This window comes from Corynebacterium ulcerans (assembly GCF_000767685.1).
Lineage (GTDB): Bacteria > Actinomycetota > Actinomycetes > Mycobacteriales > Mycobacteriaceae > Corynebacterium > Corynebacterium ulcerans.
Map to the genome: position 1 here is coordinate 1,885,096 of NZ_CP009622.1, position 15,410 is coordinate 1,900,505.

The window sequence follows — 15,410 nt, forward strand, 5'->3', positions numbered from 1 at the left end:
CAGGCCCTTGATCAAAAGAGACTACTTATCTGGCGTCGGAACCAGGATACCGTCGATGAGTCGCGCAGACTCACTCAAAAGGACTGCAGCCTCACGTTCTTTACCAGCGTTACCGCTACTGCCAAGGTTTCGTTCCACCGGGCGTTCGTACAGAGCTGCCCTTCCCATCATGCCTCGGAGCAAACGGCGACTACCGGCAAGTTCACGCTCTGCAGCAGTTTTACGCCATGTGGTAAGAGCTTCTTCGCCGCGTTCACTACGGACAGCCTCTGCGAAGGCTTCTGGATGCACGATAGCCACGAGCGCAGACACATGACCGAATCCAAGGGACGTCACGAGTCCGGCTTTAGGTGCCAACTGCCCAATGTTAAGCGGTCGACGCAGCCACACCAGATGCGAGTGCTTTGCCAGCACAGGATCGACGCAGTCCAGGCTGTAATTAGCTGGGACGATACCAGTGCGTAGAACCTGAGTAAGACCGATCAGCTGGAACGCAGCAGCGCCGCCCTTTGCGTGGCCGGTGAGGCTCTTTTGCGAGATCACGTACAGCGGGTTGCCCTCTGTTCGACCAATCGCGTGCGCGATACGCTCGTGGAGGTCGGACTCGTTGGGATCATTCGCATTCGTGGAGGTGTCGTGCTTAGACACAACCCGGACGTCATCCGCGGAGACTCCCAGGTGTTTCAGATCCGCGAGAAGGCGAGAGTCTTTTCCACCACGCGCAGCGCCAAGGGCTCCCAAGCCTGGGGCTGGGATAGACAGATGCGCGCCGTCTGCAAAGGATTCTGCGAATCCGATCACTCCAAGCACGGGAAGTCCGAGTTCAGCAGCCAGGCTGCCGCGTGCCAGGAGTACTGTTCCGCCACCAGCGGATTCCACGAATCCACCACGGCGTCGATCGTTGGCGCGAGAGAAGTAGCGATCTTCTATGCCTTTGGCCGTCATCTCTTGGGAGTCGGCGGTGGCTGCCATATCACCGAATCCGGTGATTCCCTCGATCGATAGGTCGTCGAAGCCACCGGCAACCACAAAGTCAGACTTGCCCAACTTGATCTTGTCTACTGCTTCTTCCACAGAGACAGCAGCGGTTGCGCATGCTGCCACCGGATGAATCATCTGGCCATATCCGCCCACATAGGACTGCATGACGTGAGCAGCCATAACGTTGGGAAGCGCCTCTTGCAAGATGTCGTTTTGACGAGGTTCTGACAACAAACCATCGATATACAGCGCGCGCATGGACTGCATTCCGCCTAGTCCAGTGCCCTGCGTGGAGGAAACCCGTGCGGGGTGTAGCTCTCGTAGCAGTTCCGCGGGGCTGAATCCCGAAGAGAGGAAAGCATCGACGGTGCATACGAGGTTCCACAGTGCGGTGCGATCTAGGTTATCCACCATGTCTGCGGGGATACCGTACACGCTGGGATCAAAACCTTCTGGGATCTGACCACCGACAAATCGACTCATAGCCATCCTGCGTGGAACACGCACAGCTGATCCGGCTTTGCGAGTGACTGTCCATTCGCCGGTCTCCTTGTTCAGCACCGCTGAGGTGGAGTCTGGCTCTGATTCGACAAAGGTGCGCGCAGTCTCCTTGTCGCTCACGCTAAAGCTGAGGTCCTGATCCAAGTAGACCGTGGTGAGTTCTGGTGCAAGGTTGTCCACCATGTGGAAATCGTCGTGGTAGCGACGCACACCAACGCGAGCCAGAACCTCATCATGGAAGCGATCGTAGATATCCGCCTCATCCACAGGCTCATCGTCAGCGTCGTACCAACCCGGCTTGGGATCTTCATCCCAGTGAACCAGGCCCATGGTCCACGCAAGTTCTAGAACACCTGCGGCACCGAGGTCGCCGGTGAGCTCGGCCTCAAAGCGGGTGCGAGCAGAGCCGTATGGCCCAAGCTCTCCAGCGCCCACGATAACCACCATGTCATCCAGATTCTGGTGAACCTGTCCACGGAAATCTGGACGGGTTTCTTGAGCAGTAGAGGCAAGAGTAGGCAACGCCTTAAGAGTCGGAGCGTTATCTTCAGTTGCCGCTGTTTCTCCCGAACCCTGGGAGTGAATGCTGCTGGCGAGTTCCGCCAAATTGAGATCGCACTCGGCTAAGCCACCCGTGTAATCAACGGTTATCGGAGCTTCCGCAGCTTGACGACGCACCTCTGCGCTGACCTGGCCGATCAGAAGCTCGGCGATCTCCTGCGTGGAATAAGTGGTAACGCCAGCTGCTTCAACCGCCTCGACGAGCGGGTCATTTCCGCCCATGAGTCCGGTGCCACGTACCCAACCGATGAGAACATGAACAAGCGATGTGTTGGGCTTCCACGACTTTTCTACATTCCAGCGTGTGACGAGTGCGTCGAGAGCCGCCTTAGACTCGCCATATGCGCCGTCGCCGCCAAAACGACCGCGGTTGGGGGAACCTGGGAGGACAACATGTAGTCGTTCGCCCACGTGGGTGTTAGTACCCAGCTCCGATAGCCCTGCGATGAGGCGTTCGACGGACCATAGCAAGAGGCGCATCTGCATCTCTGCTTGCGGGCCGGCGTCGGACAAGGAACCTTGGACGCGCGGTGCTGCAAAGGGGAACAAAAGCGTAGGAACAAGTGTTGGCTTGATCACGTGCTTTTGGGCGTTGACCGTCGCGGTTTGTTCCTCGCCAACCCACTTGATGATGCTGTCAATATCTGCGAAAGAGGAGAGGTTCGCAGGAACAACCCACAACGCGGCACCGCCACGGGCACTGTCCCGATAGAGGTCCTTATAGAACTGCAGGCGGGAATGGCTCAACGAGGAGGTCGTGACGACCACGGTCGCCCCTCCGGAGAGCAGTTCAGCGGTGACCGCAGCTGCAATGGAGTTTGGTGAGGCACCGGTGACCACGGCAACGTCGTCAACGAATTCGAGCGCTTCTGTAGAACGCGCTTGTTCAGCAAGCTCTTCGAATCCAAAGAACTCGGCTTGCTGTGCCACGATCTCACCTGCACCAGTAAGATCGAGCGAATCTGCTGATTCTTCACCAAGTGCTGCGCGGGAAAGATCCTCACGCGCCGAAGCCCAGCGGTCGTCGAGAAGAACTGCCTGGTTGGCATCAAAACTCGGGGCGACCTGTCGAGGCCAATCAGCGCCTAACTCCTGAGACACGAGTTCATACAGTGCCGCATCTGCATCGGAGTCTTCTAGCGACTGAGTTTCTGCGGTCTCATGCAAGCCCAGCGAAGACAAAATCGTGCGAGCCGTAGCTGCAAGAACACCTTCTTTTCCTGTCACTTGTTCCGCGAATTCGCCCAGTGCTGCAGAATCGACGACTCCGCCACCAGCTGATGATCCACCTGGAAGTGCTACTGCCACACCCTGGCGAGCAGCAACTTCCTGCACAGCGGCGTCGATAAGCTGATCTAGCTCGGCTGCATTAGAGGGCGCCGCAGGCGTCAAGGTTGCGAGGTCTCCCCCGCGTAGGGACGATCCCTCACGGGCGCCAATAACCACAGCGGCTGTGACGTGATCGACCCAGCCAGTGCCAAGCTGCCATGCGGACGCTACGCGTTCGGAAATATAGTTGGGGCGTTTGCCAGTAGGTCCTGTGATTCGACGAAGGGCGTCATTGGCGGCGTCGGAAAGCACTGGCCCAAAGGCGCTGTAGCCCTTAGCCATCCGCGAGACCGTCTTCTTGAGTTCTACCAATTCCGCATCTGCGGCACCATCGATTGCGCCAAGTCCGAATTCCACGCCCAGGTCTAGCAGCAGCTGGTTACGGCGAGAAGACACGCCCTCAACCAGGGATTCGATCGAGTCTGCATCGCCCATCTGATCCGGACGAACCTTAGTCCACAAAGCGATCAGCATCATCGTCGCATCAGCCGGGGTAAAGGCAATGTCGTCTGGGCGGGCGCCACTAGCGGCTGCCGGGGCCTCAGTCGGTGCCACTGCTGCGGCAACCTGGACCGTTGCGACATCCTGTGCGACTTCAGCAGACTCCGTTTCTGCGTCGGTAGCTTGTGCGGCCACGGCACGCGTCAGCTCATCGGTGGCAAAGACTACCGAGCGGTCGCGTTCAATGTTGAGAACTTCCACCTCGGCGCCGTCATACTGCGGAAGCCTGAGGGTCTGCCCCATCATGTTCGCGATAGTTGGCGCCGAACCCACGCCGACCTCGACAAAGCGCTCCACGCCGAGGCCCCCCTCAGAAACAGGACGCAGGATCAGATCTTGCGTCTCAATCCAGCGCACTGGGGACGCAAACTGCCACGCCAGCAGCTCCACCAGCAAAGTGCGAGCAAGCGTGACCGGTGTCTGAGACAACTCATCAAAGCGCTCGAGGGCGTCTTTAAGGATTGGAGCCGGTGCTACCTCAAGCATGGCAGAAACAAAATCCCGGGTGAGCTCAAATGGGCGTGCTACGAGGTTAGGAACGTAGCGGTCAACCAACATAGACAGATCTATGTCTGCTGGAATCAGGGAATCCAGATGCTCACGGAAGGCGTCCACGCCGTCAAGGAGATGCGAGGAATGGAATGGCACGTCGATGCCAGGAATCATGATGAAGGCCCGCTTGCCCGGCGCGCGGCGTTCAGCATCAGCACCGAGGACTTTGAGCCCCTTGCTTGTCCCTGCCACTGCGTACTGCATGCCGGCTAGGTTGTAATTGACGATTTCAAGGAACTCGCCAGATTCTTGGGATATGCCAGCGACATAATCAAAGACCTGAGATTCTGTGAGCCCCATCTTGTGCGGCCGCAAAGCAGCAAGACCATAGTTGGAGTTTCCGTCTTGGTCTCTCTCTACCAACCGATGCATGGTAAGTCCGCGCTGGTAGACGATCTCTACCACGCTTTCTAGAGACAAAACACCTGCATAAGCAGCTAAAGCGTTGTATTCGCCCACGGAGTGGCCCGCAAACCACGCCTTATTGTCAAGTGCCCCAGCTTCCTTCATCTCGGCTATCTGAGCCACACCGAGGGTTGCCATAGCCACCTGTGTGAATTGTGTGAGGAAGAGAACGCCCTTGGGGTGCGAGAATGTCTCACCAGCAACGCGCACCTCTGTTGGGTTGTTTTGAACGATGTCCAAAACGGAGAATCCCAAATGAGTACGAGTGTGATGGTCCGCGCGCGCCCATACGTCACGAGCAGCTGCAGAGCGCACACGAGATTCCATACCCATACCCTGCGACTGAATGCCCTGACCAGGGAATGCATAGAATGTTGTCGGCGCAGCCATGACAGCAGTTGCGGTAAGGACTATAGAGCCTTGAACGGTTGCGGTGATCTCGCGAACTTCACCGCGCCCCTCGCGCGAATCAATGCCCGAGCGCTCAACCAGGAACTCTACTTCTTGGCCCGGCAACACTGGCGCGAGCATCGTCGCGGTATATTCCATGACCTTATTCGGGCGAGTGGATACAGATTCATCGGAGTAGCCACCAGCGGCAATAAGCTCGGCCATTGCCGATGTCCACATGCCGTGAACAATCACGCCGTCTCCCAGACCTGCCAGCTTTGCGGCGGTTTCAGACACGTGAATAGGGTTCCGGTCGCCCGTCGCTACGGCAAAAGGATGCATGGAGTCCGGGGCCGTGACCGCTGCAAACGCGCGGAAAGACCGAGGTGCGTCAATAACGCTGGGAAGAGCAGAGGTGTTCGTCCGGGCTACGGCATTCCCGCGACGACCGCGGATGGCCATGCGCTCGCTGAGGCGTGCCAGCAGGGTGCCGTCGACACGCAGTTCCGCACGGACGATCACAATGCGCCCAATGGTGGTGTCTACGATTTCCTCAGCCCGTGCGCTCACCTCAATGGATACAGGTGAGGAAGCCTCGGCGGTGACGCAACGAGAGAACAAGTCCTGGTCAGCCACGGTGACATGGTGCTCAAGGTGCACCAATGAGAGCATTCCCTCGACGACCTTCGCGCCGTCAGAGTCTGGGATTACGGCATTGCGCACTGCGGTGAAGATAGCTGGCCATGCTTTGCCCACCAGGATGTCAGGGGCAATGCCTGCTGGTTCGACAGAAGCAGGAAGATAGCCGGCAGTCACGGTCTCATAGGTAGCGGCATCGTCGCGGCTCAGGGTGCTCTGCCAGACGGCAGTCACGCCGTCATCGTCCATGGCTCCCAATACGCCACCGGCAGCTATCTGAGTTAGCCCCTCCATCGCGGTCTCTGCGTCTTCCCTGGTAACCAGCGGTACGCAAGCGGCTGGCGCGTCCTGGGGCACAGTGAGGCGGATGGTGATGCTGGCCTCCACGCCAGGAGCAGTAGACCCAAGCAAAGGCACGTGAAGCTCGGCGTGCTCAGAATCGAGTTCCACGAGTCGTGCCCCGCTCGGTGCGTGCGTCGCAACGTTCGTGTCCACATCCCATTCTGAGGCAGCCCCCAGTCGGGCGGTAAGAGAATCTACTTGACGGCCCGCCCATGACGTACCAGAGGCGTTCAGCACGCGCTCGACCACGCTGGTCTGAGCCTCTTCCACTTCTGCAGCATCCAAGCGATCAACGGTAGCGGCGTTAAAACGCGCCAGCAGCTCAGCGACTGGCTCATTAGCCACCGTGATACCCGAAACCGCGGCCGTACCAGGGATAATAGCCACCTGATCCGCCGTATAACGCTCATCGTGGGCCTGCCACAAGGAGTCCGAACGCCAGCGACGGCGCACATCTTTATCAATGATCGGCACAAAGTTAGCGGGCTTGCCCGGGGTCGCCAGCACCTCTAGGAACCACGCGGCATCCGCCGGGTGCACGAGAGTCTCAGCCGCTGGGTACTGCGCACAGAGCGTATCGACGCCCACCTGTGGCGATTCCGTCTCCTCCAGCGAAATACCCGATGGGAAAGAACCATGATCCTGCGCCACCAGACGAGCCTCGGCGCGGTGCAGCATCTCCACAAACCTGCGGTACCAACTGGAATCAATCCACCGTCCGTCCACAGGGCCAGACAGCTCAAGATAACGCTCAAGCCACTGCTGGTACGTCATGTCTTCAACATCGCCAAAGTATGGTTTGGCCGTCTTAGCAATCGCCGCGATAATCTCTTCGCGCTGAGCTGCCACAGCCTCTGCGTCTCCAGCCACCGAATCCAAGAGACGACCAGCCGTGGCAAAGGAATTATCGATCTCATGAATATCCGCGCCCAGCTGCGATAGGCCAGAAGCCATGCCCTGATTTGCGCTACCAGCTGCGACCCATTCCTGAGTGCCCTGCGTCTCAACCAGCAGCTGCTTTACGGCCTCAGACGTCTTCGCTTCCTTGGTTGCCATGGCAGCCGTGCCCACAAGGATGCCGTCGACAGGCATATCGGGCAAGCCATAGTGACGAGCCCACGAACCAGTCAGATAGTCTGCAGCACGCTCCGGGGTGCCTATGCCACCGCCGACGCACACCACCACGTTGTCATACTCACGGATCTTGGCATATGTGCTGATAAGCAGCTCGTCCAAGTCCTCCCATGAGTGGTGTCCGCCAGCTTTGCCGCCCTCAATCTGCATAATGATAGGGGTTTCTGGCACGTCTTTGGCAATAGCCAGAATCTTCATGATGTGCTTTACCGCGCCGGGCTTAAAAGCAACCCACGGGAATCCACCAGAGCGCAGCTCGTGCACCAGAGCCACGGCGTCTTCATGCTCCGGGATACCCGCTGTGATCACGATGCCATCAATAGGCGCACCATTTTCTCGCGCCTTAGGCACCAGCCGCTTGCCACCGATCTGCATCTTCCACAGATAAGGGTCTAGGAACATGGAGTTGAACTGTGCGTTCACGCCTGGCTGCAACAAGCCGGTGAGCTTGGCTATGTTGTTTTCAAGAATCTCAGGAATGACCTGGCCACCACCTGCTAGTTCTGCCCAGTGGCCCGCGTTCGCTGCCGCCGCGACGATCTCAGGGTCAACGGTGGTCGGGGTCATCCCGGCAAGGAGCATGGGGCTACGCCCAGTAAGCCCAGTAAACTTAGTCTTTACGCGCACGCCGTGAGGAGTTTTTATCAGCGTCGGTGAGAAGGCCTCAAAAGGCTGCGGAAGGACTGGCGCGCGGCCGGCGTCGAAAAGCTGGGCTTGACCTTCCGTACCGCACACGGCAAAGGACATCGCGCCACGCCCCAGAAGTGCCTGCTCAGTCAGAGACACCACGCCACCGTCTGGCCCGACATCGAGGAACCAGCGCGTGCCTTGATCGAGCGCAGTGTGTACATCAGACACCCAATCCACCGGAGTGACCATGACGTCCATGGCGATCTGTCGCGCAAGGTCCGCATCCAGGCCGGCACGCTCTGCTAGTTCAACCACGCGATCAACAGCGGGAAGCATAGCCGGGTGGTGGAAAGCCACCTGAACATTCAAAGACGTTATCTTTGGCGCGAAAGCAGAACCGCCGCGCTTCTTAGCCTCTACCGCACGCGCATCAGCTGCCGCCTGCGAACGCAGAATATTCAGGACTGCCTCGTTGTCTTTAGGACGCCCAACGAGCACAAAATTAGTACGCGAGTTTTTAAGCCCAACAACAGGGCGAATATCTTTATCAATGCCGCCGCACGCAGAAGAAATAGCAGCTTCCAATTGCTCACGGGTGATGCCATCAATGGAAACCATGGGGGCCATACCACCACGTGTCACCAGTCCTGTAACACGAGCATGATGCCCGATGACCGCACCGATAATTTCTGCAATCGCAAGGATCTCTGCGGCGCGAGTAAGGTCCCGCACACTATGAACGCCCAAAACACCCTGCGAATGACCGATAACTGCAGCAGCTTTATCTACATCCAAGCCCTGCTTTTCTAGCAGGTCCAAGGTGGCTAGTTGTGAGGTAAGAATTCCAGGCACGCTCATAGCTGCTTGGGATGTATCCATGCCTGCGTTTTCATCGTGATTGGCCCATTCCAATGGTTTAAACCCAAATGGTCTAGCAACTGCCAGCACGTCTGAGATAGGAATGAGACGTTGCGCTGCCTCTGCGATGATTGGCTCCAAGGTTTTTCCTGCACCCTGAGCTACTGATGCGCGGAGGGTCTTTAACCAATCAAACCCCTGCCCGGCAAATACGAGCGCAAAAGGCTCAGAATCAAAGCGTTCAACGAGACGCGAAGATCCGGACTGCTGCCCTTTAAAGATGCTGTGTTCAGTCACCTGAGTAACTCTCCTGTTGTCTTGGACTGGCGCTCTGCGCTCACGGGTTCACCGGCAATAGCTCCCAAAAAACACTATTGCCGTAAAAACTTTTGCTTGACTAATATGCCACAAAATATGAGGAAACTGTCACCTTTTACATCTTTTTCCGCCAAAAAGTGTCTTACAACACATAAGCGCCTTAATGTTAGATCCATATTTCCGCCATAAAAATAGCTATCTAGCTGCCTAAAATGTCTTCCACTAGCTTTTGTGCCTGGGCTAGCTCTCCATCAGCACTTTGGTCCGGAAAACTTTCTCCGGGTGTGTCATTTTCAGCACCCTCCACTACCCCCTGCTCTTCCAACTGCCCCTCATACCATGAGTCTGCCGGGCAAAATTCCTGACACTCATTCTCGGGGATCACTTCCGCTAATTGCACCAGACCACGATCTGCCAAGTACTCATCAAAATTCCGCGAAATACTCACAGAAAACCACCTTTGCCAGTCCGTCCCAATTCCATGCGAGAGCTTCTTTTTGCCACGTTGCAGTTCCGCATCCGCTTAACCGTGGGCCGCTCACTGAACCTCACACCGCTTCCGCATGTTCTTTCCTTTTAGTGTACGAGCGCATTCAACATCGCTCACTAGAATCGCATAACACCGCCCCTTATCTGCGTTTATCCGCTAAGGACGTTGTCTAGAAAAAGGCTTTGCGCGCCCCGGAGTGACACCGCATCCTTCTCCTTCTCATGTGCGGATACGGTTATCATCGATCACGTGACTTTCCTTCGACGTCATCTCACAGCATTTCAGCTTGCCTTACTACTACTCCCCTTAGCGTTGGCAGTACTAGTTGAACTTGCGATGACAGAAAACCTTGCAATTGCACTCCCCGGGCTAGCCGCTGGCGTCTGTGCAGCCCTTGGGATTAAGGATCACCATTGGCATCTAGCCCTGTGGGGGAACCTCTGTGCAGTCGCCGTCGGGTATGCATTAGGAAGCTACTGGACAAGCGCCGCCAACTGGGCATTGGTCATTTTGGCTGGCATACTTGCTGCCAATACGTCGCCGAGCGTTCCTCGCTGGATGTCTATCGTTGCGGCTCTCACCGCGATGCTCATTCCGCTTCAGCTTGTCGTCTCCGATATAGGCATGGTTATCGTATGGCTGCTCGTTATCATCGCGACCATAGTGAGCTTTGCAATCGGTACTATTGTGCACTCAGAACGCGCGCGTTTGAAAGATCATGAAAGCGCAATTCGAGCACAAGTAAAAAGCGATATTGCGGATGACCTTCACGACGTTGTTGCTCATGAAATCGCGGGTATCGTCGTCCTGGCACAGGCGGGACGAGCACAGGCCGATTCTGCTTCAAGCCAGCTCCTGGAGCAGATCGAGTCTTCTGGAAAACGTGCGTTGGAAGCAATCCGAGACACCGTATCTCAAGCGCGCACTGCACCAGTAAGCGCCACAATCGCAGACATCGAACGGCTAGTCGACGACTTCTCCGGAGAGGCTACGTTCACTGCCCGCACCCAGGCGCCCACTAAAGCACTCATCACCGCAGAGCGCGTGGTATCCGAATCACTCACCAACGTGCTCAGGCACGCCCATGGCGCAGCGGTATCGGTAACATTGGAAGACATTGCGCAAGGGCTAAAAGTGGTCGTTGAAGATTCGGGTGGAACCCCCGCACCCGGCTTAGACAGCGGTTCCGGCAGCGGACTGTATAGCCTAGGAAAACGCATACGTGCACTTGGAGGAACTTTTCATGCGTGCCCGCATGGGACTGGTTGGAAAGTGGAGGCAATAATCCCATGATCCGTATTGTGCTTGCCGACGATCAAGCCATGGTGCGCACCGGCTTTCATATGATTCTCGGGTCACAGCCCGACATGGAGATTCTCTACGAAGCATCTGATGGCGCGGAGGCGCTTGACGCTATCACCAGACTGCGCCCGGATGTAGCCTTATTGGATATCCGCATGCCGCGAATGAATGGCTTAGACGTCGCCAAGCAAATCGCACCTCAGGTGCCTACAGTGATGGTCACCACGTTTAACGATGACGCCTACGTGGACACCGCCTTGGACTATGGCGCCCGTGGGTACCTGCTCAAAGATTCTGGGCCGGAACTACTTATAGAGGCTGTCCGTTCTGCGTATCGCGGCGATGTCCTCATTTCCCCCGAAGTGCTATCGCTCTTACTTGCGCGTCGATCCAAGCTTCACGACGCCCCCTCCGAACTCCCGTTGACCAGCCGAGAACTTGAAGTCGCACGGCTCATTGCTCATGGACGCACAAATCAAGAAATCGCCGCGGACCTCTTTATCTCGCTTTCCACGGTAAAAACCCACGTCGCACGGATTCAAGACCGTCTCCTCGTGCGAAACAGAGTGGAGATTGCGGCAGCATTGTGGCGTTCAGGAGAAATGTCTACGTAGTACTTTCGGCCGACACGGGCTCAGGGATTTTTCATCTCCCAGACCGATTACAACGCATGATCTACCAGCAAAAATAGAGCATGTGAAAAATCGTATTGAATGGCTCGACGTTGTTCGAGGAATCGCATTATGTGGAATTGCATTTGCCAATATCGGCGCAGTATGGGAAGTCGCCGTTCCGCGAAGCCTCTCCTATGACTTTATGCAGCTACTAGTACAACAGCGCTTCTTTCCGATCTTTTCTTTGCTTTTTGGTATCGGATTCGGCTTGATGTGGTCAAAGAACTACGGACGCGTCCCGTTGCTGCGCCGCTTTCTATTCATCGGCGCCTTGGGCGCGCTCCATCAGTTTGTCCATCCTGGCGAGGCACTCCTGTTTTACGCCGCGGCCGCGCTATTTATCCTTCTCCCTTCCACATATATGCCCCGAGTCTGGGTGCTGGCCTTCGGCGTCATAGCGACAGTCCTTGCCTCCCCATTCGGCGGGCCACTGCTCATTCCTGGTTTGTTCCTCCTAGGTAGCGGCCTCGCTCAATATGGCATTCCTGCTGTTCTAGCCGAAAAACCCCGTATTCCTGCCTACGCGCTGATTGTTTTTATCCCTATTGCTCTCATCACCGGCTGGATGCAGTGGCAGAACAAGATCAACGCTGGTTTTAGCACTGAGTCTGCAATCGCAGGGCTCGCTATCGCCGCTGTATGGATTTGCCTGGCGATTCTTCTGATGCACACGCCAGCTCGATCGTTCCTACAAACAGCTTTTGCACCTATGGGACGCCTCGCACTCACCAACTACATCGGTGCGACGCTCATCATGCTGGCTGCTAGCACAGTGATTAGTCTGCCCGATTCTCCAAAAGCTTGGGACATCGCATTCCTCTTTGTCGCCGGAATGCTTGTCTTCCAGATGGTGTTGAGCTGGGTGTGGGATCGCACCCTTGGGCAAGGCCCCTTGGAGCGCCTCTGGCGCATGGTGACATGGTGGAGTTCCGCACCCAAGCGCTCCGATAATCGTGAATCTAGTGCGGCGGTTGAAAACGCCCACGACGCACCTCAGCCTGTTCTTCAGAATTAACGTGTTATAGCACTCGTCCTGTTTGGTCTTCTTTATCTGCAGAAACCAGGCAGGACTTCTGCTATTGGAGGGGATCCATAATGCCGCGCTATCGTGGTTACCTCATCACGGCGTGATCGGCTTCCAGAGCGCTTGCAACCATACTGCTCACAACAATACTGCGATGAACAAAGTTTTCGGATGTCGTGAAATCGCCATGGAGGGCTAGCGGAAAGCTACGCAAGGTAAAAGAAAAAGACCGTCTAACCCAGTGAGACGGTCTTTCCATACTGTGCGCCCGGAGAGACTTGAACTCTCACGTCCTAAGACACTGGAACCTAAATCCAGCGCGTCTGCCAATTCCGCCACGGGCGCTTAGCGCAGGTTCACTGCGCAACGTGTGATGATTATACGGGTCATTGGGCGATTTTGAAAAACGCCAGGTACTTGCACTGAAGAAGAAGTTGGTTTTCCCACGTTAGCGGGTATCCTAAGACACTGTGAATAACTCCGACCAGACGTCCCCAGATCTGCCCACGGTCACTGAGCCACGGCGTTTCCGAGTCCGGTTATGGCACATTGTTTTTCTGGTAGTTGTTGTCGCAGCGACCCTCTCGCTCGCGTGGTGGCAGTGGACGCGCTTTAGGTCTGGAAGTGGCTCATTCCAGAATTTGGGCTACGCGCTGCAATGGCCGTTTTTTGGCGGATTCTTCATCTATGCGTATCGCAAGCTCATGGAGTATGAGAATCAGCGCTATGCCAGCGATGCCGAACTATATGGCAACGCGACAGAGGACGAAGAGCACGCACAAGAAAAGCTTCCTTTTACCGCAGTGTCCCAGGAGGAAAAGAGTTCCACTGAGATCGACGAGTCGTTCCTACCCCAGCGCAAAACCTTGAGCGTAGAAGAGTTCAACCAGCTCAACCAGCAAAAACGTCGTCGTTAATGCTCTGATCGCTGCCATGGATGTTTGTCTGTAGGCTTATTAACCGAGTATCAAAACTAGGAGATTGTAAAGCAGTATGACTACCTCTACCCCGATTCACCCGGAGCGTAAGCGTCGTGTGCGCCAGGCCCTTCGTTATTTCTCTATTTCTGCGTGGGCAACCGGCGTTATGCTGCTGGTCCTCGTCGTGCGGATGATTTGTCAGTACGGGCTGGGAATAGAAATCCCTGAGTGGGGCAAGTACATCGCCCAGGTTCACGGTTTGCTCTACATTGTGTATCTGGTGGCTTCCTTGAACTTGGGAACCAAGGCTCGTTGGGAGCCGACCAAGTGGCTGATCACGGCTCTCGGCGGCGTGGTGCCTTTCCTTTCCTTCTTTGTCGAGTCCTGGCGCCGCAAAGATGTTGAGAAGACTTTCCAGCTCAACGAGTCCTAAGCAGCGCTAAACGCCCACGCACAAAGCTCGGCACTAGACGTACAACCTAGTGCCGAGCTTTGGTTTTTTCTACGCTTCCTGGATGATCCGTGCGATCACAGGAACCAACTGGGTGAGCGCCTTCCTGCGGTGAGAAAGTGCATTCTTTTCCTCCGCCGAGAGCTCAGCCGAGCTGCGGTGTGTGCCTGCGGCGTCTTCTTCCGCTGGTACAAACAGCGGGTCGTAGCCAAAGCCGTTGTCGCCCTGGGGTGCGGTCAGCAGTCGTCCTTCCCAGCGTCCCTCAACAACGTGTTCTTCCCCGTCGGGAGTCACCAAAGCGCACACGGACACGAATGCTGCTTGTCGACGCCCCTCCGGCACATCCCCCATCTGATTCAGAAGGAGGTTGTTGTTGGCTGCATCGTCACCGTGACCACCCGACCACCGGGCAGAAAGAACACCGGGCATCCCGTTGAGCTCTTCCACCGTCAGGCCAGAATCATCCGCGATGGTGATAAGCCCAGTGTTCTTCGCCCCAGCACGTGCCTTGATCAAGGCGTTATCCGCAAAATGCCGGCCGTCTTCTTTAGGCTCTGCGTAGGGTTCCACGGCGTTGAGTGGAACGATCTCCGCTCCTGAGATACCGGCTGCTTCCAGAATGACTTCTAATTCTTTGAGCTTTTTGGCGTTATTAGATGCGACGAGGATTCTCATGCAATCCCCAAAACTGCTTTTTGCGCCTCTACCAGCTCCGCGCAGCCTTTCTCTGCAAAGTCGAGAATGCGTGCGAGTTCATCGCGGTCAAAGGTATTGTGCTCGCCAGTTCCTTGGATCTCCACAAATCGGCCACTTTGCATGATTACGTTCATGTCTACGTCGGCACGGGAGTCCTCTTCATAAGGCAGGTCAAGGCAGACGGTTCCGTCGATAACGCCAACAGAGACAGCAGCCACGGGATCCTTCAGCGGGTTGCCTGGAACGACGCCTTGTTCTTGTAGATGAGCGATGGCGTCGGCAAGCGCCACATACGCACCCGTAATCGATGCAGTGCGAGTTCCACCATCAGCTTGCAGAACATCGCAGTCGATGTTGATGGTGTTCTCCCCCAGTTCGGAGAGGTCCACGGCAGCGCGCAGCGAACGCCCGATCAGACGAGAGATCTCGTGGGTGCGTCCTTTCACCTTTCCACGCATCGACTCGCGCGGGTTGCGATCCAACGTTGCCGCCGGGAGCATGGCGTACTCAGCGGTGAGCCAGCCTTCGCCGGAATCTCGTTTAAAGCGCGGCACCCCAATTTCTGCAGAAGCGGTGCACATAACTCGGGTGTTACCGAACTCGACCAAGACGCTTCCCGCAGGGTTAGTGGTAAAACCACGGGTGATTTTCACGGTACGCATTTGGTCAACTGCGCGGCCATCGGCGCGCTTAAAGTTCGAAGTAGTCATGC

9 protein-coding genes and 1 tRNA gene are annotated in these 15,410 nt (G+C 56.4%); 5 read left to right on the forward strand and 5 right to left on the reverse strand.

Features of this window, described 5'->3' with window-relative positions:
- Positions 1–21: 21 nt before the first annotated feature.
- Together CULFRC11_RS08540 and CULFRC11_RS08545 are read right to left on the reverse strand one after the other, a co-directional pair.
- Complete coding sequence (locus CULFRC11_RS08540) at positions 22–9,120, reverse strand: type I polyketide synthase (protein ID WP_038620763.1); 9,099 nt, start codon at positions 9,118–9,120, stop codon at positions 22–24.
- Positions 9,121–9,340: 220 nt separating this feature from the next.
- The gene (locus CULFRC11_RS08545; RefSeq protein WP_023636154.1) at positions 9,341–9,589 is read right to left on the reverse strand and encodes a hypothetical protein; all 249 of its coding nucleotides are present in this window, start codon (positions 9,587–9,589) and stop codon (positions 9,341–9,343) included.
- A 207-nt stretch (positions 9,590–9,796) separates the two neighbouring features.
- On the opposite strand from CULFRC11_RS08545, the gene CULFRC11_RS08550 reads away from it, so the two are divergent.
- From CULFRC11_RS08550 to CULFRC11_RS08560, 3 genes are read left to right on the forward strand one after another with little or no spacing between them, the layout of a single operon-like run.
- Positions 9,797–10,924, forward strand: a complete 1,128-nt coding sequence (locus CULFRC11_RS08550) for a sensor histidine kinase (RefSeq protein WP_023636155.1) — start codon at positions 9,797–9,799, stop codon at positions 10,922–10,924.
- Positions 10,921–11,547: a response regulator gene (locus CULFRC11_RS08555; RefSeq protein ID WP_023636156.1), complete on the forward strand. Its 627-nt coding sequence runs from the start codon at positions 10,921–10,923 to the stop codon at positions 11,545–11,547. Before CULFRC11_RS08550 ends, CULFRC11_RS08555 begins: the two co-directional genes overlap by 4 nt.
- Positions 11,548–11,593: 46 nt before the next feature.
- Complete coding sequence (locus CULFRC11_RS08560; RefSeq protein WP_031270502.1) at positions 11,594–12,622, forward strand: DUF418 domain-containing protein; 1,029 nt, start codon at positions 11,594–11,596, stop codon at positions 12,620–12,622.
- A gap of 272 nt (positions 12,623–12,894) precedes the next feature.
- On the opposite strand, the gene CULFRC11_RS08565 is transcribed toward CULFRC11_RS08560, so the two are convergent.
- Positions 12,895–12,976 (reverse strand) — tRNA-Leu (locus CULFRC11_RS08565).
- Between the two features lie 125 nt (positions 12,977–13,101).
- Between CULFRC11_RS08565 and CULFRC11_RS08570 the strand changes: the two genes are divergently transcribed.
- Positions 13,102–13,548, forward strand: coding sequence for a hypothetical protein (locus tag CULFRC11_RS08570; RefSeq protein WP_023636158.1), 447 nt, complete (start codon positions 13,102–13,104; stop codon positions 13,546–13,548).
- 76 nt (positions 13,549–13,624) lie between these two features.
- The gene (locus CULFRC11_RS08575) at positions 13,625–13,984 is read left to right on the forward strand and encodes a DUF3817 domain-containing protein (protein ID WP_023636159.1); all 360 of its coding nucleotides are present in this window, start codon (positions 13,625–13,627) and stop codon (positions 13,982–13,984) included.
- Positions 13,985–14,053: 69 nt separating this feature from the next.
- On the opposite strand, the gene rdgB is transcribed toward CULFRC11_RS08575, so the two are convergent.
- Entirely contained in the window at positions 14,054–14,677 is a 624-nt protein-coding gene (gene rdgB, locus CULFRC11_RS08580; RefSeq protein WP_023636160.1) for an RdgB/HAM1 family non-canonical purine NTP pyrophosphatase, read from the reverse strand.
- On the reverse strand, positions 14,674–15,408 hold the full coding sequence (gene rph, locus CULFRC11_RS08585; protein ID WP_031270506.1) for a ribonuclease PH: 735 nt from the start codon (positions 15,406–15,408) through the stop codon (positions 14,674–14,676). The genes rdgB and rph overlap by 4 nt, the downstream gene beginning before the upstream one ends.
- Between the last annotated feature and the right edge of the window lie 2 nt (positions 15,409–15,410).

What these genes read in the sequence shown, in the direction of transcription:
- rdgB (WP_023636160.1), bottom strand. Translation starts at nt 14,677, where the DNA reads ATGAGAATCCTCGTCGCATCTAATAACGCCAAAAAGCTCAAAGAATTA.
- CULFRC11_RS08575 (WP_023636159.1), top strand. Translation starts at nt 13,625, where the DNA reads ATGACTACCTCTACCCCGATTCACCCGGAGCGTAAGCGTCGTGTGCGC.
- rph (WP_031270506.1), bottom strand. Translation starts at nt 15,408, where the DNA reads ATGACTACTTCGAACTTTAAGCGCGCCGATGGCCGCGCAGTTGACCAA.
- CULFRC11_RS08555 (WP_023636156.1), top strand. Translation starts at nt 10,921, where the DNA reads ATGATCCGTATTGTGCTTGCCGACGATCAAGCCATGGTGCGCACCGGC.